This is a genomic window from Polaromonas sp. UBA4122 (assembly GCA_002381615.1).
In the GTDB taxonomy this organism is placed as follows: Bacteria; Pseudomonadota; Gammaproteobacteria; order Burkholderiales; family Burkholderiaceae_C; genus Polaromonas.
In genome coordinates this window covers 11,341-29,953 of the sequence record DFWY01000172.1, presented here as the reverse complement: position 1 = coordinate 29,953, position 18,613 = coordinate 11,341, and the positions used below count along the sequence as shown (strand labels likewise).

Genomic DNA, 18,613 nt, shown 5'->3' with positions numbered 1-18,613 from the left:
CCCCCAGGCCGATCACTCCTACACTCGGTGTAATTTGATTGCCCATTTTATTTGGTGTTCAAGCGGTGCACCGAAAAAGGTAAATTCATATGGTCATCATAGGAATATTGAATCAATCTGGCGTCGGGGTTTACCCCGCACCGGACTGATTTCGCGCTTCTCCCAGACAAAGTTGGGGTCAACTCCGATGACTTAGGCCCGAGACGAGGGGGCGCGCCAACTGCCCGCCCGCTTGCTGCCAGAAGGCCGGATCAGCTTGCTCGACGCGCTGAATGGCGTTGTTCATGTGCTGCGAAGCTGCCTTGCGCGCGGCGGTTGCGTCGCCTGCTTCAAAGGTGCACCTAATCATTTCATGCTTCTCTGCCACCTGACGCGCAAAGTCCGCTCGCCGCGCCTCATTGGCGCGTGGCTTCCCGCAGGAACTGGCCCAAATATTCCAGTATGCCTAGAAGAAGAAAGGGATTAGGCGCCGCATCAGCAATAGCCCGGTGGTACTTGACGCCGTCGTCCACGCCGTCGCCACCGGCTTTCACAACGCACCACAATTGAAAATAGGGTTAGAAAGTGGAGTAAAAAAGCGCCATGGGCTGGGAGGCCGCATGACGCTTAGATTTCTGGCGGAAGCGGTGAGATTCGAACTCACGGAGGACTCACATCCTCGGCAGTTTTCAAGACTGCTGCATTCAACCGCTCTGCCACGCTTCCAAGTGCGATAGTTTAACCGCTGGTCAGTCTGAAAGACATCAAAGACGTGGTTCCCCTGAGGCGGTTACAATATCAGATACGGTAAAGCATCAGCTTTTTACATCGAAGCCCCTTTATCCTTGGCTTCCTTCTCAAATGCGGCGCTTCTCAGAGCCCAAATTTACGGAGCTTTGACAGTGTTTTCAGTGCCCATACAGCCCTGAACCCTCTCAGCACTGTTCTATTTTCCTGGCGAGCACTTCTTCCGACGGTGCCCACTCGTGGCCCAACCAGCACGGCCCTTTCAAGTGCTTGGCGGGTAGAAACCGAACACTCGTTGGCTTGCTCGCAAGCCGGTTACTTCTCTATTTATCAAGCCGGGACAAATACTTGGCACAGACTTTCATGAACATTGATCACACCAAAATAGCGGTGGGCAAATACCTTGTCTCACCGCTCGCCAAACAGCAGGGCGAAGGCTGCTACGCTGCCTCAGTTTCCATCCGCTCCGGACGCGGCAGTGGCACGCATGACCGCATACTGCGTTTCAGCAGGCTTTTTGACAGCGCGGCAGCCGCCGTGCATTACGCCACCGAACACGCACGGCGCTGGATTCACGAAAGCGCATCGCCGGCTTGCTCCTGACGGGTGCCTGGCCCCCCTGGGGCCAGCATACACAGACAAGTTTTCCAATTCTCTAGGAGTTACATCATGGCCAAAGAAGAACTTATTGAAATGCACGGGCTGGTTGACGAAGTGTTGCCCGACTCACGCTTTCGCGTCACGCTTGACAACGGTCACAAACTCGTGGCCTACACCTCAGGCAAGATGCGCAAAAACCATATCCGCATTTTGGCCGGTGACCAGGTGTCACTTGAACTGTCGCCTTATGACCTTAGCAAGGGGCGTATCACCTTCCGTCACATTGCAGGTCGCGGACCAGGTCCGGCCCCACGACAGGCGCGCTAAGCAAGCCGCCCCACGGTGTACTGAACGCCAAGGCCGTCGCGCCTGCGCCGTGGCTTTTGTAATAGGCCCTGAATTGCTATGTTTCTAGTAGCTGCTCACGCCCGTCCTTATTGTGCTAGAGGCCTATTGTTCTTGAATTATCTGAACGCGGCACCCTCACGCTGCGGCAGGCACGTCGCGCCGCTATGGGTCTTGTCCGTAAATCCTGATGGCCCGCAGGCCCGCAGGCCCGCAGGCTGTTGCCCGGTTGACCTTTTTCGGTCGTGTGACTTAGGCCGTTGCCCGGTCGCTTCCCTGTACAACACGCATGGAGAGAACCCGCCACCAGCTGGGCAGCAGTGCGTGTACTTCGGGTCGTGCAAACCGGTCATCCATGAGGTAAATCACGCCACGGTCCAAGCTTGAGCGAATCACCCGACCGGCAGCTTGCACCACTTTTTGCAGGCCGGGGTAAAGGTAGGTGTAGTCATAACTTTGGGCTGCACCAAAATTGGCACCCATGCGTGCCCTGATCTGCTCATTCACCGGGTTGAGTTGCGGCAGGCCCAAGGTGGCAATGAAGGCCCCGATCAAGCGCTCACCCGGCAAGTCAATGCCTTCGGCAAAAGAGCCGCCCAGCACGGCAAAGCCTATGCCCTGTCCGTCCAGTGTGAAGCGCGCCAGAAACTCGTCGCGCGCGGCTTCTTCCATGCGGCGCGTCTGTTCCCACATCGGGATGTGCGGGTAACGCGCTCTGAACAGCGTAGCCAGTTTTTGCAGGTAGTCGTAGCTGCTTAGAAACACCAGGTAATTTCCGGGCTTTTCGGCGTATTGCCGTGCCATCAGGTCCACGATGGGCGAGAGGGAGTGATCGCGGTGCTGGTAGCGGGTGGAAATGTTGCCTACCACCTGCACCGACAACTGTTCGGCCACGAACGGCGACGGCACATCGACCCAGACAGTGTTGCCCGGCAAGCCCAGGGTGTCGGCGTAATAGGTCTGCGGGCTCAAGGTGGCAGAAAACAGGGCGACTGAGCGCGCTACGGCAAAGCGCGCGGCTAGAAATGGCGCTGGCACCACGTTACGGATGCACAGTTGGGCAAAAGGCCGGCCGGCTTTTGCACTTCCGCTTTCGTGGCTGAGCGTGATGTCAAACAGCGAGTGCTTGCCGAAGCTTTCGGCCATGCGCGAGAACTGCAGCGCGTCAAAATAAAAGCGTTGCAGGCCGGCATCCACGCGCGTCGGGTGGGCTTCCAGGTCGTCGGTGATGGCGCTGGTCGCCTGCTGCAGTGCCTGAAGGAATTTGGCTGGCAGCTCGGCATACACCTGGTAGGTCTCGTCCTGGTCCTGGTGCAAATCGCGCCAAGCGCGGTGCAGGCGGTCCAGCGACTTCCTGAGGGCCGGGGTTGCAGACTGCCGCACTGCGGCCAAATCCGCCTGGTCCAGCCCGGCCGAGTACATCTTGCGTGCCCGCTCCACCATGTTGTGCGCCTCATCCACCAGCACGCTGACGCGCCACTGGTTGGCCACCGTCAGCCCGTGCAGCAGGGCGCTCACGTCGAAGTAATAGTTGTAGTCGCCCACCACCACATCACTCCAGCGCACCAAGTCCTGGCTCAGGTAGTAGGGGCACACCCCGTGCGCCAGCGCGACGGCCCGCAGCGCCTCCTTGTCCAGCAAGCCCGGAGCCAGCGGGACTGAAAGCGCCGCACTGCGCGCCCCCGGTAAGCGATCATAAAAACCTTTGGCCATTGGGCACGAGTCGCCATGGCAAGCCTTGTCCGGGTGCTCGCAGGCTTTGTCGCGCGCCACCAGCTCGACGACTCGCAGGGGCAGGTGCGGCGCGCTGTCTTTGATCAGTGCCAGCGCATCAAGCGCCAGCTTGCGGCCGGAGGTTTTAGCCGCCAGAAAAAACACCTTGTCGAGTTCCTGCCGGGGCACCGCCTTGAGCAGCGGAAAGACGGTGCCTATGGTTTTGCCAATGCCGGTGGGTGCCTGCGCCATCAGGCAGCGGCCACTGCTGCCCGACCTGTAAACCGCTTCGGCCAGTTCGCGCTGGCCCGGGCGGAAGGATTCGTGCGGAAACGCCAGGGCGCCCAGCGCCGCGTCACGCGTGGCGCGATGCGCCAGTTCCTGCGCCGCCCAATACAGAAACTTTTCGCACTGCGCCTCAAAATAGTGCTGCAGCGCGTCTGCGCTGAAGAGCTCGCTCAGCAGCGTTTCCTGCTGGCTGCCGATGTCAAAGTAAACCAGTGCCAGGCGCAGCTCGGGCAGTCCCAGTTTCTGGCACAGCAGCCAGCCGTAAATTTTGACTTGCGCCCAGTGCAGTTGCCGGTGGTTCTCGGGCAAGGTGACCAGGTCACCCCTGAAGGTTTTGACCTCTTCGAGCTGGTTTTTTTCCGGGTCGTAGCCATCGGCCCGGCCGCGCACCAGCAACTGCCGGTACTCGCCCGTCAGGCTGACCTCGGCCTGGTAGGTCTCCGCCCGGCGTGCTGCCACCAGCGCATGGCCCGCCATGCCTTCCTGCGCGGAAGGCGAGGGCGTAAAGCGCAGGTCCAGGTCACCGTGCTTGGCCGTGAACTCGCACAGGGCCCTGACGGCTACAACGTATTTCAATCGGGGTTCTCTCTCGGGTTCAGCGTGGGGAATTTTCAGGGCCGGCTTCCCGGCCGATTGGCGTCGTTCTTAAGAAAAAAATGCCTATAGCCATTATTTTACGGGTGCAAGCAGCTATTAATTCAATAGCGAATAGTGCGCCAAATTCATGAAGTCATAAGCCCTGGCACGCTCAGCAGTGCTTGAAAGCCGGGTGGAATGAAATGAAGTGGCAAGATCCGCCTTTCACAGCGCCTCGAAGAAGTCTGCTTTGAACCATGGCATGAAGGTCTGGTGCACCGCACGCAGTGCTTGCCCACAACCCGTTTCCAGAATTCATCAGCCACAGCCCATGAAGCCGCCTGTGTCTTCGCCATTGCTCCTTCGCCTCAAGTTCCAAGCAGAATGCAACACTACACTAGCTGCTACATTGCGGAATATGACGAATCAAGTAAATGGCCTGAGCGGCGATGAAACGCTGGATCTGGCCGGCAAACATATGGTGCTCGGCCTCTCGGGCGGTATAGCCTGTTACAAGGCGGCGGAGTTATGCCGCGCCCTGATCAAGGCGGGCGCCACCGTGCAGGTGGTGATGACCGAGGCGGCCGAGCAGTTCATCACGCCTGTCACTATGCAGGCCCTCAGTGGCAGGCCGGTCTATACCAGCCAGTGGGATAGCCGCCCTGTCAACGAAATCAGCAACAACATGGCGCACATCAACCTCTCGCGCGGGGCCGATGCCATTCTGATTGCGCCGTGCAGCGCCGACTTCATGGCCAAGCTGCTCCATGGCCGTGCCGATGACCTGCTGAGCCTGATGTGCCTGGCCCGACCCATTGACAAGGTGCCGCTGCTGCTGGCACCGGCGATGAACCGCGAGATGTATTCGCATCCAGCCACGCAGCGCAACCTCGTTCAGCTTGAGGCGGACGGCGCCACGGTGCTGGGCGTGGGCACAGGCTTTCAGGCCTGCGGTGAAACTGGTGACGGCCGCATGCTCGAACCAGAACAACTGCTCGAAGACATCATCGCATTTTTTGCACCCAAGGTGCTGGCCGGCCAGCACGTACTGGTCACGGCCGGACCCACTTATGAAGCCATTGATCCGGTGCGCGGCATTACCAACCTGTCGAGCGGGAAAATGGGCTTTGCCATCGCGCGCGCCGCGCGCGAGGCGGGCGCCGAAGTCACGCTGGTCGCCGGTCCGGTGAGTCTGCCCACGCCGCGCGGTGTGACCCGTATCGACGTGAAATCAGCACAAAATATGCTTGAAGCCATTACAGGACGGGTGCAAGCAGCTACTGTTTTCATAGCAACTGCCGCGGTGGCCGATTGGCGACCCGCCGCACCGTCGGGCCAAAAGATCAAGAAAGACGGCTCAGGCCATGCGCCGCAACTGGGATTTACTGAGAACACGGATATCCTGGCCACGGTCGCCCATTCCGCCGCCGCCCAGGCGGGCAAGCTGTTTTGCGTGGGCTTTGCGGCTGAAAGCCATGACCTGCTTGAGAACGCCCAAGCCAAGCGTCTGCGCAAAAATGTGCCCCTGCTGGTTGGCAACATCGGGCCAGACACCTTTGGTCAGGATCACAACACGCTGCTGCTGGTTGACGAGCTGGGCGTTACCCCGCTGCCCAGGGCATCCAAGCTGTCGCTCGCGCGGCGGCTGGTTCAGGAGATAGCGACCAGGATGGCTGCGCGCACGCCTCATAACCGGGCTTCTGGCCAGCAACCCGCAGCGTCATGATTCACCCTTCGGACACCCCACCTGACGGCGATTTCGCGCGCTATGTTGAACGTCTGACGGGCAGTAACGCGGTGGCTGGTGCGCGCGAAGACCTGCTCAAACCCAAGGAGGGCGCCCCGATCACCACGCCGTTTGCGGCGAGCGCTGGCACGACCTCCGTCAAGGCTGTTCTGGAGCCCTTGGCGAAAATGTCTTTCCTTATGCAACGTTTTCGCGATCTGGTAAAGCGCGCTGCCGAAGAAGCCAGAAAAGCTCAATCATTCCAGCAAAAAAACAGCCCATGAACATTGACGTCAAGATCATCGACCAGCGCCTTCAGGGCAATCTTCCAAACTATGCCACGCCCGGCAGTGCCGGCCTGGACCTGCGCGCCTGTCTGGATGCACCGCTTACGCTCGGCGCCAATGCCTGGCAGCTCGTGCCCACCGGTATCGCGATTTACCTGCACAACCCCGGCTATGCCGCACTCATTTTGCCGCGCTCCGGGTTGGGCCACAAGCACGGCATTGTGCTGGGCAACCTGGTGGGCCTGATCGACAGCGATTACCAGGGCCAGTTGATGGTCAGCGCCTGGAATCGCAGCGATGTGCCCTTTACCATCGAGCCCATGGAACGCATTGCGCAACTGGTGATCGTGCCGGTCGCGCAGGCACAATTCAATGTAGTCACCGAATTTCCCGTCAGCGAACGGGGCGAAGCCGGGTATGGATCGACCGGCAAAGCCTAGCGCGCAACACCCACATTTGCCCTTGCGTCAACGGGTGTCAGGCTTTTCCTACATCCCTGGATAGCGGACTCCGACGCCAGGACAGCCTGAGGCCCCACCCCGGGCTTTGGGTGATGCGCGTGTAATAAACTGATGAGAGTCCCTAGGCAAGCTGCTCGTTGATCGGAGTGAGTTGATTGCGCAAGGGCCCCATGAACATTATTCACAGGAGATTTTCATGCGCCACGCTTCCCGCTTTATTTCAGTTGCTTCTTCGGTGCTTCTTTTGGCCGGCTTGGCCGCTTGTGGCTCAACGCCGATGTATCCCCAGACACCGGTGTCGTCCTACCCTGCCCAATACCCTGCGCAGAATCAACAGAGCAACTATGTTGAATATGGACGCGTCAGCAATGTGGAACTCCTCCAGACCCAGGGACAAGGCCAGGGCTCTGGCGTCGGCGCGGTACTCGGTGGCGTGGCTGGCGCGGTCATCGGTCATCAGATCGGCAGCGGCGGCGGACGCGATGCCGCCACGGTGATCGGTGCTGTGGGTGGCGCTGTCGCCGGCAATGCCATTGAGAAGAACCGCAACACCAATGTTCGCGAAACCTACCGCATATCCGTCCAGCTCGACAACGGTGCCTACCGTTCCTACGACGTCACTTCCCCAGGCGATCTGCGTACGGGGGATCGGGTGCGGATTGAAAACGGGCAGCTGTTCCGCTACTAAGACCCTCTTTAAGGCAGTAGTGGCGCGGCAGTTTTTCTGCAGCGCCGCTTTTTTTATGCAGTTTATTTGGCTTGATCAGTGCAGCGTGCCGTTGCGTGGCGTGAGCGGCTCCAGTTTGAAAAAACCGGTGCCCAGAGTGCCTTGGTCAATTTCCTCCTCGGTCGCTTCGCGTACTGACTCGACCCTGGCGGCCAGCCGGATGGCAATGCCGGCCAGGGGATGGTTGCCGTCGAGCACCACATGCTCAGGGTAGATTTCCGTGACTGTATAAATGTGCTCATGCGGAATGTGCCCGCTGGCACCTGCCGGCAGGGCAGCACCATCAAAGGTCATGCCTTCTTCGAGCTCTGCCGGGAAAATGTCGCGTGGCTCAAGAAAAACCAAGTTTTCATCATAGTCACCGAATGCATATTCGGGCTCCAAGTGCAGCTCAAGCTGGTCTCCGGCTTGATGACCTTGCAGGGATTCCTCAATTTTGGCCAGCAAGTCATCGCCGCCGAGCAAAAACTCAACCGGCTCGTCCAGCTCATCCAGTACATCGCCCAGGGTATCTTTCAGCGTCCATGTGAGGGCTACGACGCATTGCGGGGTGATTTTCATCCGACAATTGTCCCATGGATATAAATCAATCTCTAGACCTGCTCGCTGGCCTGAGCCCGGCGCAATTCATGCGCAAGTACTGGCAAAAAAAACCGCTGCTGGTGCGCCAGGCTATTCCGGAGTTTCAGCCTTTGCTCAGCCGAGCAGCGCTGTGCAAGCTGGCTGCGCAGGAGCATGTTGAGTCCCGTCTGATTGTTCGGCAGCCCAAGGGTTGGCGCATGAAGCAAGGGCCTATCGCGCCCAGAGGTCTGCCGCCGCTGAGCCAGCAGGGCTGGACCTTGCTGGTGCAGGGAGTGGACCTGCACGATGCGGGCGCGCATGCGCTGCTGCAGAAGTTCCGTTTTGCGCCCGATGCCAGGCTCGATGACCTGATGATCTCGTTTGCGACGACGGGCGGCGGCGTGGGGCCGCACTTTGACAGTTACGACGTGTTTTTGCTGCAAGCCAGTGGACGCCGCCGCTGGAGGATAGGGCAGCAAAAAGACCGGACCCTGCAACCGGGTGTGCCCCTGAAGATTTTGCAAAACTTCCAGCCGGAGGAGGAGTTTGTGCTGGAGGCGGGCGACATGCTCTACCTGCCTCCGGGCTATGCGCATGACGGCGTTGCTGAAGCGGCTGTGGGAAGCGACGGAAAAGCGGCTGATTGCATGACTTATTCCATTGGTTTTCGGGTTCCCATCCGCAATGTGCTGGCGGCCGAATTGCTGCACCGTCTGGCTGAATTCAGTGAAGACGAGGCGCAAGCGTCGCCAGGCGAAGGACGGCGACAGGCGGCGCGCCAGCCGCGCTTGTACCGCGACCCCGGCCAGCCCGCGACCGCGACTCCCGCGGCGATGCCGGCAGGCCTGGTGACCTTTGCCGAGCAAGCTGTTCTGGATGCGCTGAAAGACCCGCTGGCCCTTAGCTGTGCCTTGGGCGAGTGCATGACCGAGCCCAAACCTTCGGTCTTGTTTGAGGAGTGCCTGCAGGCTTGGGCATCCGATGCCGCCAAAGCAGGCCAGGCCAGCCTTTATCTGGATGCGCGGACCCGCATGATGTATGACAGCGACCATGTGTTTATCAATGGCGAAAGCTATCGCGCCAAAGGTGCCGATGCCACCCTCATGCATCGACTGGCCGACCAGCGCAGTCTATCGGCCCGCGAGCTGCGCAAGGCCAGTGTGGCCGCCATCGCGCTATTGGGCGACTGGCATGATGCCGGCTGGCTGCGGCAAGAGCCGCATGACCTGTCGGATGCAGGCACCTGAAGCGCGCGGCACCAGTTCCACGGAGAACCAACGAAAGCCAAGGGGAAAGCATCATGGACTCTCAAAGAATTCCGGCTGTGCCACCTGCTCTGTTGGAAGGTCGATTCACCGGCCGCACCGAGTTTGCCGATTTGATCCGCCAGTCCTTTGCTGTAGCGGCCCTGCAGGGATGGCGTGAAATCATTTTGTGTGATCCGAGCTTTGAAGACTGGCCTCTGGGCGAGCGTGTTGTGACTCAGGCCCTGAACGACTGGTCCAAAACTGGTCGCAAGCTTACGATGCTTGCCAAAAATTACCATGAGGTGCTGCGAGGGCACACGCGCTTTGTGACTTGGCGGCGAACCTGGGCGCACATCGTGGAATGCCGCGCAAGCGCTGCTGCCCCGGCCGATGACATGCCCAGCGCCCTGTGGGGACCCGGCTGGGCATTTGAACGGCTGGACCTGCAGCGTTGCACAGGAATAGCCGGGTCTGAAGTGGCCAGGCGCGTGGCATTGAGAGAGCGCTTGAACGAGCGGCTGTTGAAAAGCTCGCCGGCTTTCCCTGCAACCACCTTGGGGCTCTAGCAGTCGGTTGGATTTGGGAGACGTCGGCTACGAATCGGCCGCTGCGGTCCATTTTTCAGCACCTTTTTGTTCCATGGCGGGACTATGGGCCTGCAAATCCGGCAAAAACTGCCCTCGCTGGGGGCCAATTCGCGCTTTCGACGTCCCAAATCCGACAGGCTGCTACTGTGGTTTTTAGGTTGCTGGCTGATGCTGGGTTGCGTTTTGTCAACTAAGGGTTTTCAGGGTTGTAATATCCAGCATATAATTTAGATCTGGGTAGAAAGAGCTCGAGTCCTTTCCCCGGTCAAAATATAACTTGAATTTTAGTTTGGGTTTTCTTTTGACAATTTCCGGAAATTGTTTTCTTAATTCATCAAGGATCGTAAAAATGAACAAATCACTCGTTTTGGCAGCCATTGTTGCCGCTGTTGCCCTGGCTGCCTGCGGCAAAAAGGAAGAAGCAGCACCCGTCGTCGTGACGCCCGCACCTGTTGTGGTTGTTCCAGCACCAGCAGCTGACGCTTCTGCCGCTGCCGGTTCCGCCGCTGATGCAGCCGGTTCCGCCTCTACTGCAGCCGGTTCCGCCTCTACTGCTGGCGCCGCCGCTGACGCAGCGGCCCAAGCTGCCAGCGCAGCCAAGTAATTTTTTCTGCTTGCGAAAAAGCCGCCTTCGGGCGGCTTTTTCATGTTTTACGCATTGGCAGGGCAATATGCGTTGCAAGAGCCTGGACCTTGCCAGTGGCCGAAACGGACCTAAATTGCAAGCCAGCGTGTGCCTGCACCGGCGTCGGCAATCACAATCTCGGTGGCGCTTCCCAACGCATCAGACATGGCCTGGCGCGCGAGTTCCGGGCGGTTGTTCTGCCCACTCAGATGCGCGGCTACCAGATGCTTGAGTCCCCCGTGAAGCAACGATCGGGCAATCGCGCCTGCGGCGGTGTTTGATAAATGCCCGTACATTCCACCGACGCGCCGCTTGAGAAAAGGTGGATAGGTCGACTGGGCCAGCAGCTCGCTGTCGTGGTTGCACTCAAGCAGCAAGGCGTCGCAGCGCGCCAGATGGGCCAGCAGGTGAGCCGTGGCATGGCCGAGATCGGTCAGAAGCCCCAGCTTTTTAGCGCCGTCTGTGCAGGTCAGGTGCAAAGGTTCGCGCGCATCATGCGGAACCGTAAAAGGCATGATTTGCATATCACCCAGGTCAATGGCTTCGCCGTCGCGTGCGGTGTTGAGCAGGCCGTCGAAGTCGGGCGAGCCAATGCCTTCATGGGTGCCGCGGCTCATCCAGACCGGCACCCGGTAGCGCCGTGCAAACTGGCGCGCGCACCCAATGTGATCGCTGTGTTCATGCGTGATAAAGAGAGCGTCGATGTCGTCATCGGCCAGTCCGGCTTGGGCCAGTCGCACGGAGAGCTGTTTAAGCCCGAGGCCACAGTCAACCAGCAGGCGCACTGGCCTTTGGCCCGCAACCTCTACCAGGGTGGCGTTGCCTGTACTGCCACTGCCGAGGCTTTTAAACCTTAACACCGGGGCAGGGAGCGGTCATCGAGCTGCAAACCTGGCTGCCTTTACTTCAGGTCGTCGGCAATCACCTGAACGATGCGCTGGGCATTGGCTGACGATTCGGCTGCACCCTGGGCATTGAGGACGGATACCGTGGTGCTTTCACCCTGGCTCTTGACGGTGATGCGGTATTTCAGCGGAGCTGGCGCGGCTGAAGAACCGCCGAACAGTTTGCTGAAGAAGCCGGGTTCGCTCTTGTTGGCAACAGGTTCGACATAACGCACGAAGTAAGTGCCGTGGTTGCGGTCGCGGTCCTCAACGGTAAAGCCGGTCCGGTCCAGTGCCAGGCCAACCCGACGCCAGGCGCGCTCGAAACCTTCATCGATCTGCACGACGGGCAGCTTGTTCACAACGGCGACGCGAGACGTTTGCTTGCTTGTGACGCCTGCGGCAACGAGGGCTTTGGATTGTTCTTGGGTCACGCCCAGCTTGACCATCAGGCGGCGCAGAAACTCGGCCTCCAGCTCCGGGTCGGCGGGGCGGGGCTCCCAGATCGTGCTGTCGCCTGTAACGGCGCTTGCGCTTTTGGCGCCGGTCACCACTTCGACCATGCCGCGATGGCTGATATAAATCTCGGTGCCGCCATCCGGTCTGCGCTCAAACCGGGTACGGAACTTGTCACGTTCCCCGGTGGAATAAAGGCTTTCCAATACTTTACCCAGCGTGTTGCGGATGAAATCCTGTGGCAGTTTGGCGCGGTTTTCGGCCCAGTCAGTTTCCATGATGCCAAGGTTGGCCTGGTCCAGCGTCAACAGGAAGCCGTTTTCCTGCCAGAAATCACGCACCGGCTCCCAGAGTTTGTCAGCCGGTCGGTTAACCACCAGCCAGCGCTGGCTGCCAGCCCGCTCTATTCGCACGTCGCCTACCGCAGCAGCTGCGGTGGGCACGGTCTGGGTGGGCTGGCCCACCTGGTAGCTGCTTGCCGTCACGGCCGCGCCGGGAACCACGTAGCGGGTTTCGCGGCTGAGCTGGGTCAGGTCGGGAGGAATATCCAGCGAAGAGGCTTTGGCACCGCTCGATTTGTAATCGACACGTTCGCCCTGCATCGCTTCGTTGATGGAGGAGCAGCCCGCAAGCAGGCTGACGGCAACCAGTGCAGTTACGGTTGCAGCGCTTTGGGCTTTTAAAAATGCAGGACGCTTTGGTAATGTCGGCGATGTCTTCACTTGGTTTCCCTTAAAAATCAGATCAGGCTGCATGTGCGCAGGGCGTTTTCCACGGCTGCTTCGTTCGATGTCTCCAGCGGCGTCATGGGCAGGCGCAGCGTGCCGCCGCAAAGTCCCATCCGGGCCATGGCCCATTTGACGGGAATCGGGTTGGCTTCGACAAAGAGGTTTCGGTGCAGGGGCAGCAGTTTGAACTGCAATTCCATGGCGCGCCTGACGTCGCCCGCCACTGCGGCCACACACAATTCATGCATGAGCCGGGGCGCAACGTTGGCCGTCACGCTGATGTTGCCTTGGCCACCGCAGAGCATCAGTGCCACGGCGGTCGGGTCGTCGCCCGAATACACGGCAAAACCTTTGGGGACCTCCTTGATCAGCCACTGCGCGCGCTCGATGTTGCCGGTGGCTTCCTTGATGCCCACAATGCCGGGGACCTGGGCCAGGCGCAACACGGTGGCGTGTGCCATGTCGGAGGCGGTGCGACCCGGGACGTTGTACAGAACTGTTGGTAAATCACCTATAGCCTCGGCGATCGCCTTGAAATGCCGGTACTGGCCTTCCTGCGTGGGCTTGTTGTAGTAAGGGACCACCTGCAGCTGGCAATCTGCGCCCACCTGTTTGGCGAACCTGGCAAGCTCGATCGCTTCAGAGGTCGAGTTGGCACCGCAGCCGGCCATGATGGGCACGCGCTTTTTGGCCTGCTCCACCGCGACGCGGATGATTTCGCAGTGCTCTTCAACGTTGACAGTAGGCGACTCACCGGTGGTGCCGACCACACCGATGCAGTCGGTGCCTTCGGCAATGTGCCAGTCCACCAGTTTGCGCAGTGTGGGGTAGTCCACGCTGCCGTCTTCATGCATGGGCGTTGCCAGTGCAACGATGCTGCCAATAATGGTTTTCATGTCTTGGTTGTGAGGTTCGTGGCTGGGGTGCTGGCCCGGTTCAACAATCTGGAGAGCAGCCCCGGTTAGCCGAGACCTGCATTCTACCCAGAGCCTAAGGGAGTCTATACCGTGGCGGGCGAGTATCTGCCTGGTTGAGGGACGCGGGCAAGCCCGCATGGTTTCCAGCTTCGCGGACGGCGGCAATGCGCTGGATGAAGCGTGGCAGCAGCCCCTGCGGATCCTCCTGAAAACCCTCTTCAAAAGCCACCACCCGCAAGCCCCGGCATAGCTCGAGCAACTCGCCGGGACGCAGCAAAAAATCGGGCCGTGAGGGCTTGCCAACCGTCTCATTGCCCTGCGTAAAGGTTTCGTAAATCAGCACGCCACCCGGCGCCAGGCTGTTTAGCAGGGTGGGTATCAGTGGGCGCCACAGGTAGTTGGTGACGAGCACTGCGTCGAACTGCCGACCCGCAAACGGCCAGGGGCCCGTTTCAATGTCAGCCACCACGGCTTCGCAGTCCTGCGCTGGAATTGCTATGGATTCAATAGCTGCCTGCGACCGATCTACAAGGACGACGGGGTGATTTCGTTCATAAAACCAGCGGGCGTGGCGGCCGTGTCCACAGGCTACATCCAGCACCACGCCTCGATCTGGCACAAGGTGCGACCAACGTTGCACCCAAGGGGAGGGCGGCGCCATGTTGGCGAAAATACCGTCGGAGACGTTGGTAGTTACTATTATTTTCATAGCTGCTTGCGCCCGTCCCTATTGGGCTGGAGGCCAAAAAACCTTATAAAAAACCTGGAAAGGCCTAAAAACAGCCCCAGAGCTGGTTCGCCAGTGTGAACAGGAAATCAGGCCTTGTGTAGAGGGCAAACACCGCCAGCGACGCGATGATCACGATGGCCCACAGAACAATTTTCTTGGCCAATTCAGGCTCCCTGCGGCAATTTGCCGTGGCTGGCCCGGCCATCACGAGTGATGGGCGCTTCGCGCACCGGCAAATTCACCAGCGCCGCAAACACGCCCAGCGCAATCGCGATATACCAGACGATGTCGTAGCTGCCGGTGCGGTCATATAAATAGCCGCCCAGCCAGACGCCCATGAACGAGCCCATCTGGTGGCTGAAGAAAATGAAGCCACTCAGCATCGAGAGATGCTGGATGCCGAAGATTTGCGCCACCACGGCATTGGTGGGTGGAACGGTTGACAGCCACAGCAGGCCCATCAGGCTGGCAAAAATATACACGCTGGCCGGGCTCAGCGGCGCGGCCAGAAACACGGCGATGACGACTGCGCGTGAAAGATAAATCGTCGCCAGGATTTTCTTTTTGGCGATTCTCTGGCCCAGCGCGCCTGCGGTGTAGGTACCAAATACATTGAAAAGGCCAATCAGCGCCAGCGCGTAGCCGGCTACCTGGGGTGACATGCCCTTGTCCTTGAGGTAGCTCGGCATGTGTACACCAATGAATACCACCTGAAAGCCACAGACAAAGTAGCCTGCCATCAATAGCTGAAAGCTCGGATATTTGAGGGCCTCGCGCAGCGCCTGGCCAATGGTCTGCTCATGCCTGGCGGACCCCCCGCCGGCAAAGCCGCTTTCACGCAGGCCCAGCGCCAGCGGCATGATCAGCAACACGGCGGCGCTGAGCACCAGCAAGGCGGTCTTCCAGCCGAAGCTGCTGATCAGGAAACCTTCGGTGGGCACCATCAAAAACTGGCCAAACGAACCTGCCGCTGCCGCCACCCCCATGGCCCACGAACGTCTGTCGGCCGAAATATTGCGGCCGATCACGCCGTAAATCACGGCATAGGTGGTGCCCGCCTGCGCGGCACCAATCAACACCCCGGCGGTCAGCGTGAACAATAGGCCCGTGGGCGACAGTGCCATGCCCACCAGGCCCAGCGCATACAGCAGGGCACCGCCCACGATCACCCGCAAAGCGCCAAAGCGGTCGGCCACCATGCCCGCGAAAATGCCAAAAACACCCCAGGCCAGGTTCTGCACGGCAATCGCAAAGGCAAAGGTTTCGCGCGTCCAGCCCTGCGCCTGGGTGATGGGCTGCAGCCACAGCCCGAAACCGTGGCGTATGCCCATGGACAGCGTCACAATCGCCGCGCCGCAGGCCAGCACTTGAAACATCGAAAGTTTTTTTAGTGAAGATGTGGTGTTTGAACCCATGCGCAGACTGTAACGAAAATGGCCATGAGCCGTCGGCGCCCGCGCAGATTTCCGGTCGCCAGAAGGTCTGGCTTGTTTATTCCCTGCACGAGGTTGACTGTGTATTTATACAGTTGCTTTTGCGGCCCGGACTACAATCATGTAGATTCACCTGAACCCCCATGGCTGACAAATACCCCACTGAATACTCCGAAAGCTCGATCCGCGTGCTCAAGGGCCTGGAGCCCGTCAAGCAGCGTCCGGGCATGTACACGCGCACCGACAACCCCCTGCACCTCATCCAGGAAGTGCTCGACAACTCGGCTGACGAAGCGCTGGCCGGGCACGGCAAGAAGCTCAAGGTCACGCTGCACATTGATGGCTCCGTGACGGTGGAAGACGACGGCCGGGGTATTCCGTTTGGCATGCATCCGGAAGAGAAAGCCTCGGTGCTTGAACTGGTGTTCACCCGCCTGCATGCGGGCGGCAAGTTCGACAAGGGCAAGGGCGGTGCCTACAATTTCTCGGGCGGCCTGCACGGTGTGGGCGTGAGCGTGACCAACGCGCTGTCCAAGCGGCTCGAAGTCACCTCCTACCGTGAAGGCATGGTCGCCAAGCTGGTATTTGCTGGCGGGGATGTGATTGAAAAGCTGCAACTGCGCAAGGCCGGTGAAGGCGATCGCAAGTCCGGTACCTCGGTGCGGGCCTGGCCGGACACCAGCTACTTTGAGTCTGCAGCACTGCCCATGGGCGATTTGACGCATTTGCTGCGCAGCAAAGCAGTGCTGATGCCCGGTGTGACCGTCACGTTGATCAATGAAAAAACGAAGGAAACACAAACTTGGGCCTACAAAGGCGGCTTGCGCGACTACCTGATGCAGACGCTGACGGCGGACCCTGTGATTCCGATGTTTGAAGGGGAAAGCTTCGCCGATGCCTCGCACGACAGTTTTGCCGAAGGCGAGGGCGCCAGCTGGTGCGTGGCCTTTACCGAAGACGGCCAGCCGGTGCGCGAGAGCTACGTCAACCTGATCCCGACCAGCGCCGGTGGCACGCACGAGAGCGGGCTGCGCGATGGCCTGTTCAATGCGGTCAAGAGCTTTATCGAGCTGCATTCGCTGTTGCCCAAAGGTGTGAAGCTCTTGCCCGAAGATGTGTTTGCCCGCGCCAGCTACGTGCTCTCCGCCAAGGTGCTGGACCCGCAGTTTCAGGGCCAGATCAAGGAGCGCCTCAATTCGCGTGACGCCGTCCGGCTCGTGTCGGGCTGTGTGCGCCCGGCGCTGGAGTTGTGGCTTAACCAGCATGTCGAGTACGGAAAAAAGCTGGCCGAGCTTGCCATCAAGGCCGCTCAAACGCGCCAGAAAGCCGGCCAGAAAGTCGAAAAACGCAAGGGCTCGGGCGTGGCCGTGTTGCCCGGCAAACTGACCGATTGCGAAAGCAAGGACTTGGCGCACAACGAGGTGTTTCTGGTCGAGGGGGATTCTGCCGGAGGCAGTGCCAAAATGGGTCGCGACAAAGAGAGCCAGGCGATTCTTCCGCTGCGCGGCAAGGTGCTCAATACCTGGGAGGTCGAGCGCGACCGCCTGTTTGCCAACACCGAGATTCACGATATCGCGGTCGCCATCGGGGTGGATCCGCACGGCCCGAATGACACGCCGGATTTGAGCGGTTTGCGCTATGGCAAGGTCTGCATTCTGAGCGACGCGGACGTGGACGGCTCGCACATCCAGGTGCTGCTGCTGACCCTGTTTTTCCGTCACTTTCCAAAATTGATAGCCGCCGGTCATGTGTACGTAGCCCGACCGCCGCTGTTCCGTGTGGACGCGCCGGCCCGCGGCAAAAAGCCGGCGTCCAAGGTCTATGCCCTTGATGAAGGCGAGTTAACCTCCATATTGGATAAGTTGCGCAAAGATGGCGTGCGGGAAAACGCCTGGAGCATCAGCCGCTTCAAGGGCCTGGGCGAAATGAGTGCGGAACAATTGTGGGATACCACACTCAATCCAGATACTCGCCGCCTGATGCCCGTGCAACTGGGTAACCAGGATTTCCTGCAAACCGAGAGCCTGATCACCAAGCTGATGGGCAAAGGTGAAGCTGCGGCGCGCCGCGAACTGATGGAGTTGCACGGCGATGCCGTGGAAATTGATATTTGATGAATCCTCGCGTGAAGTTTTTTTCGTTTTTGCACTGGCCAGCCCGTGCCCGCTGGCGCGCGCTGGTCTTGCCGGTGCTGGTCATGCTGCTCGCGGCTTTGCAGGCTACGCCGGCTCGGGCTGATGTCTGGGGCTACGTTGATGCGCAGGGCATCACTCACTTTTCGGCGACACGGCTGGACGAGCGCTATGCGCTTTTTTTCCGCGGCGGCGAGAACTTCAATGCCGGAAATACCGGCAAAGTGGCGGGTGGCGGCGCTGACCGGGCGACGGGCGTGGCCGCGGCACCTGCCAAATTGCTGACGTATTTTGAGGTGTCGCCCAACTACAAGGCGGTCAAGTACTTGCTGCGCGAAGCTTCTCTGACGCACGGGATTGACTACGAGTTGCTGCAGGCCCTGATCGCCACCGAGTCCGGATTTAATGCCCAGGCTGTTTCACCGAAGGGCGCCATAGGCCTGATGCAGCTGATTCCACCGACGGCAGCGCGTTATGGCGTGCGGGCCGACAAGAATTCGCCGATCCAGAAAAAGCTCACCGACCCCAGGACCAACATCAGGGCGGGTTCGAGCTACCTGAGCGACCTGATCAAGCTGTTCCCTGGCCAGCTTGAACTGGCCATTGCCGCCTACAACGCCGGTGAAGGCGCGGTACAGCGGGCGGGCAACAAGATACCGAATTTCCCGGAAACCCGAAATTACGTCAAAACAGTGATGCAGCTATACAACCATCTCAAGCCGACCAGCATTACGACCGCGTCAAGCCGGGTGCGCATGGAAATGATGGGGGGCAGCAGTGGTCGTGGCAACATGGTGCCGTCCACCATCGTGTCCACCGCTTCACCAGACGTCAAGGCCGAGCGGGATTGACAGACCGGTGTAC

The 18,613-nt window shown here is 59.7% G+C and carries 20 protein-coding genes and 1 tRNA gene; 10 read left to right on the top strand and 11 right to left on the bottom strand.

Going from position 1 to position 18,613, the window contains the following annotated elements; genetic code table 11:
- Window positions 1-178: 178 nt before the first annotated feature.
- From B3F77_RS21105 to B3F77_RS20745, 3 genes are all read right to left on the bottom strand, one after another.
- Entirely contained in the window at window positions 179-349 is a 171-nt protein-coding gene (locus B3F77_RS21105) for a hypothetical protein (RefSeq protein WP_414703066.1), read from the bottom strand.
- 46 nt (window positions 350-395) lie between these two features.
- Window positions 396-545, bottom strand: coding sequence for a hypothetical protein (locus B3F77_RS21100; protein ID WP_414703065.1), 150 nt, complete (start codon window positions 543-545; stop codon window positions 396-398).
- Between the two features lie 70 nt (window positions 546-615).
- Window positions 616-705: transfer RNA gene (locus B3F77_RS20745), tRNA-Ser, on the bottom strand.
- A 384-nt stretch (window positions 706-1,089) separates the two neighbouring features.
- Between B3F77_RS20745 and B3F77_RS20740 the strand changes: the two genes are divergently transcribed.
- Both B3F77_RS20740 and infA read left to right on the top strand, forming a co-directional pair.
- On the top strand, window positions 1,090-1,329 hold the full coding sequence (locus tag B3F77_RS20740) for a hypothetical protein (RefSeq protein WP_293606792.1): 240 nt from the start codon (window positions 1,090-1,092) through the stop codon (window positions 1,327-1,329).
- A gap of 66 nt (window positions 1,330-1,395) precedes the next feature.
- Window positions 1,396-1,653, top strand: coding sequence for a translation initiation factor IF-1 (gene infA / locus B3F77_RS20735; protein ID WP_092132708.1), 258 nt, complete (start codon window positions 1,396-1,398; stop codon window positions 1,651-1,653).
- 270 nt (window positions 1,654-1,923) lie between these two features.
- Here the strand turns inward: infA and B3F77_RS20730 are convergent, their stop codons facing one another.
- Window positions 1,924-4,248, bottom strand: a complete 2,325-nt coding sequence (locus B3F77_RS20730) for an ATP-dependent DNA helicase (protein ID WP_293606791.1) — start codon at window positions 4,246-4,248, stop codon at window positions 1,924-1,926.
- Between the two features lie 418 nt (window positions 4,249-4,666).
- Between B3F77_RS20730 and coaBC the strand changes: the two genes are divergently transcribed.
- The 4 genes from coaBC (at window position 4,667) to B3F77_RS20710 (ending at window position 7,410) form a co-directional block, all read left to right on the top strand.
- Entirely contained in the window at window positions 4,667-5,974 is a 1,308-nt protein-coding gene (gene coaBC, locus B3F77_RS20725) for a bifunctional phosphopantothenoylcysteine decarboxylase/phosphopantothenate--cysteine ligase CoaBC (RefSeq protein WP_293606790.1), read from the top strand.
- Window positions 5,971-6,258, top strand: coding sequence for a hypothetical protein (locus tag B3F77_RS20720; protein WP_293606789.1), 288 nt, complete (start codon window positions 5,971-5,973; stop codon window positions 6,256-6,258). The genes coaBC and B3F77_RS20720 overlap by 4 nt, the downstream gene beginning before the upstream one ends.
- Complete coding sequence (gene dut, locus B3F77_RS20715; RefSeq protein WP_293606788.1) at window positions 6,255-6,701, top strand: dUTP diphosphatase; 447 nt, start codon at window positions 6,255-6,257, stop codon at window positions 6,699-6,701. Before B3F77_RS20720 ends, dut begins: the two co-directional genes overlap by 4 nt.
- 217 nt (window positions 6,702-6,918) lie before the next feature.
- Entirely contained in the window at window positions 6,919-7,410 is a 492-nt protein-coding gene (locus B3F77_RS20710) for a glycine zipper 2TM domain-containing protein (protein ID WP_293606787.1), read from the top strand.
- 75 nt (window positions 7,411-7,485) lie between these two features.
- Here B3F77_RS20710 and B3F77_RS20705 read toward each other — a convergent pair whose 3' ends face one another.
- Window positions 7,486-8,010: an FKBP-type peptidyl-prolyl cis-trans isomerase gene (locus tag B3F77_RS20705; protein WP_293606786.1), complete on the bottom strand. Its 525-nt coding sequence runs from the start codon at window positions 8,008-8,010 to the stop codon at window positions 7,486-7,488.
- Between the two features lie 14 nt (window positions 8,011-8,024).
- On the opposite strand from B3F77_RS20705, the gene B3F77_RS20700 reads away from it, so the two are divergent.
- A complete protein-coding gene (locus B3F77_RS20700; RefSeq protein ID WP_293606785.1) occupies window positions 8,025-9,257 on the top strand; it encodes a JmjC domain-containing protein in 1,233 nt (410 codons plus the stop codon).
- Between the two features lie 53 nt (window positions 9,258-9,310).
- On the top strand, window positions 9,311-9,823 hold the full coding sequence (locus B3F77_RS20695; RefSeq protein ID WP_293606784.1) for a hypothetical protein: 513 nt from the start codon (window positions 9,311-9,313) through the stop codon (window positions 9,821-9,823).
- A 207-nt stretch (window positions 9,824-10,030) separates the two neighbouring features.
- Here the strand turns inward: B3F77_RS20695 and B3F77_RS21095 are convergent, their stop codons facing one another.
- The 6 genes from B3F77_RS21095 to B3F77_RS20665 form a co-directional block, all read right to left on the bottom strand.
- Window positions 10,031-10,492 carry a hypothetical protein gene (locus tag B3F77_RS21095; RefSeq protein WP_414703064.1) on the bottom strand — a complete coding sequence of 154 codons (462 nt, stop codon included), beginning with the start codon at window positions 10,490-10,492 and terminating at the stop codon, window positions 10,031-10,033.
- A 66-nt stretch (window positions 10,493-10,558) separates the two neighbouring features.
- Window positions 10,559-11,329, bottom strand: coding sequence for an MBL fold metallo-hydrolase (locus B3F77_RS20685; RefSeq protein ID WP_293606783.1), 771 nt, complete (start codon window positions 11,327-11,329; stop codon window positions 10,559-10,561).
- Between the two features lie 41 nt (window positions 11,330-11,370).
- Window positions 11,371-12,411 (bottom strand): outer membrane protein assembly factor BamC, encoded by a 1,041-nt coding sequence (gene bamC / locus B3F77_RS20680; RefSeq protein WP_414703067.1) that lies wholly within the window; start codon window positions 12,409-12,411, stop codon window positions 11,371-11,373.
- Between the two features lie 137 nt (window positions 12,412-12,548).
- Window positions 12,549-13,433, bottom strand: a complete 885-nt coding sequence (dapA, locus tag B3F77_RS20675; RefSeq protein ID WP_293606781.1) for a 4-hydroxy-tetrahydrodipicolinate synthase — start codon at window positions 13,431-13,433, stop codon at window positions 12,549-12,551.
- A 94-nt stretch (window positions 13,434-13,527) separates the two neighbouring features.
- Complete coding sequence (locus tag B3F77_RS20670; RefSeq protein WP_293606780.1) at window positions 13,528-14,163, bottom strand: class I SAM-dependent methyltransferase; 636 nt, start codon at window positions 14,161-14,163, stop codon at window positions 13,528-13,530.
- 185 nt (window positions 14,164-14,348) lie between these two features.
- Window positions 14,349-15,560, bottom strand: coding sequence for an MFS transporter (locus B3F77_RS20665; protein WP_414703063.1), 1,212 nt, complete (start codon window positions 15,558-15,560; stop codon window positions 14,349-14,351).
- Window positions 15,561-15,760: 200 nt separating this feature from the next.
- On the opposite strand from B3F77_RS20665, the gene B3F77_RS20660 reads away from it, so the two are divergent.
- Together B3F77_RS20660 and B3F77_RS20655 are read left to right on the top strand one after the other, a co-directional pair.
- Complete coding sequence (locus B3F77_RS20660; RefSeq protein ID WP_293606778.1) at window positions 15,761-17,731, top strand: DNA topoisomerase IV subunit B; 1,971 nt, start codon at window positions 15,761-15,763, stop codon at window positions 17,729-17,731.
- On the top strand, window positions 17,731-18,600 hold the full coding sequence (locus B3F77_RS20655; RefSeq protein WP_293606777.1) for a lytic transglycosylase domain-containing protein: 870 nt from the start codon (window positions 17,731-17,733) through the stop codon (window positions 18,598-18,600). The genes B3F77_RS20660 and B3F77_RS20655 overlap by 1 nt, the downstream gene beginning before the upstream one ends.
- The last annotated feature ends 13 nt before the right edge of the window (window positions 18,601-18,613 follow it).

What these genes read in the sequence shown, in the direction of transcription:
- B3F77_RS20660 (WP_293606778.1), top strand. Translation starts at nt 15,761, where the DNA reads ATGGCTGACAAATACCCCACTGAATACTCCGAAAGCTCGATCCGCGTG.
- B3F77_RS20665 (WP_414703063.1), bottom strand. Translation starts at nt 15,560, where the DNA reads ATGTTTCAAGTGCTGGCCTGCGGCGCGGCGATTGTGACGCTGTCCATG.
- B3F77_RS21105 (WP_414703066.1), bottom strand. Translation starts at nt 349, where the DNA reads ATGATTAGGTGCACCTTTGAAGCAGGCGACGCAACCGCCGCGCGCAAG.
- B3F77_RS20695 (WP_293606784.1), top strand. Translation starts at nt 9,311, where the DNA reads ATGGACTCTCAAAGAATTCCGGCTGTGCCACCTGCTCTGTTGGAAGGT.
- dut (WP_293606788.1), top strand. Translation starts at nt 6,255, where the DNA reads ATGAACATTGACGTCAAGATCATCGACCAGCGCCTTCAGGGCAATCTT.
- B3F77_RS20740 (WP_293606792.1), top strand. Translation starts at nt 1,090, where the DNA reads ATGAACATTGATCACACCAAAATAGCGGTGGGCAAATACCTTGTCTCA.
- bamC (WP_414703067.1), bottom strand. Translation starts at nt 12,411, where the DNA reads ATGCAGGGCGAACGTGTCGATTACAAATCGAGCGGTGCCAAAGCCTCT.
- B3F77_RS20655 (WP_293606777.1), top strand. Translation starts at nt 17,731, where the DNA reads ATGAATCCTCGCGTGAAGTTTTTTTCGTTTTTGCACTGGCCAGCCCGT.
- B3F77_RS20720 (WP_293606789.1), top strand. Translation starts at nt 5,971, where the DNA reads ATGATTCACCCTTCGGACACCCCACCTGACGGCGATTTCGCGCGCTAT.
- infA (WP_092132708.1), top strand. Translation starts at nt 1,396, where the DNA reads ATGGCCAAAGAAGAACTTATTGAAATGCACGGGCTGGTTGACGAAGTG.
- B3F77_RS20705 (WP_293606786.1), bottom strand. Translation starts at nt 8,010, where the DNA reads ATGAAAATCACCCCGCAATGCGTCGTAGCCCTCACATGGACGCTGAAA.
- coaBC (WP_293606790.1), top strand. Translation starts at nt 4,667, where the DNA reads ATGACGAATCAAGTAAATGGCCTGAGCGGCGATGAAACGCTGGATCTG.
- B3F77_RS21095 (WP_414703064.1), bottom strand. Translation starts at nt 10,492, where the DNA reads ATGAAAAAGCCGCCCGAAGGCGGCTTTTTCGCAAGCAGAAAAAATTAC.
- B3F77_RS20700 (WP_293606785.1), top strand. Translation starts at nt 8,025, where the DNA reads ATGGATATAAATCAATCTCTAGACCTGCTCGCTGGCCTGAGCCCGGCG.
- B3F77_RS20670 (WP_293606780.1), bottom strand. Translation starts at nt 14,163, where the DNA reads ATGAAAATAATAGTAACTACCAACGTCTCCGACGGTATTTTCGCCAAC.
- dapA (WP_293606781.1), bottom strand. Translation starts at nt 13,433, where the DNA reads ATGAAAACCATTATTGGCAGCATCGTTGCACTGGCAACGCCCATGCAT.
- B3F77_RS20710 (WP_293606787.1), top strand. Translation starts at nt 6,919, where the DNA reads ATGCGCCACGCTTCCCGCTTTATTTCAGTTGCTTCTTCGGTGCTTCTT.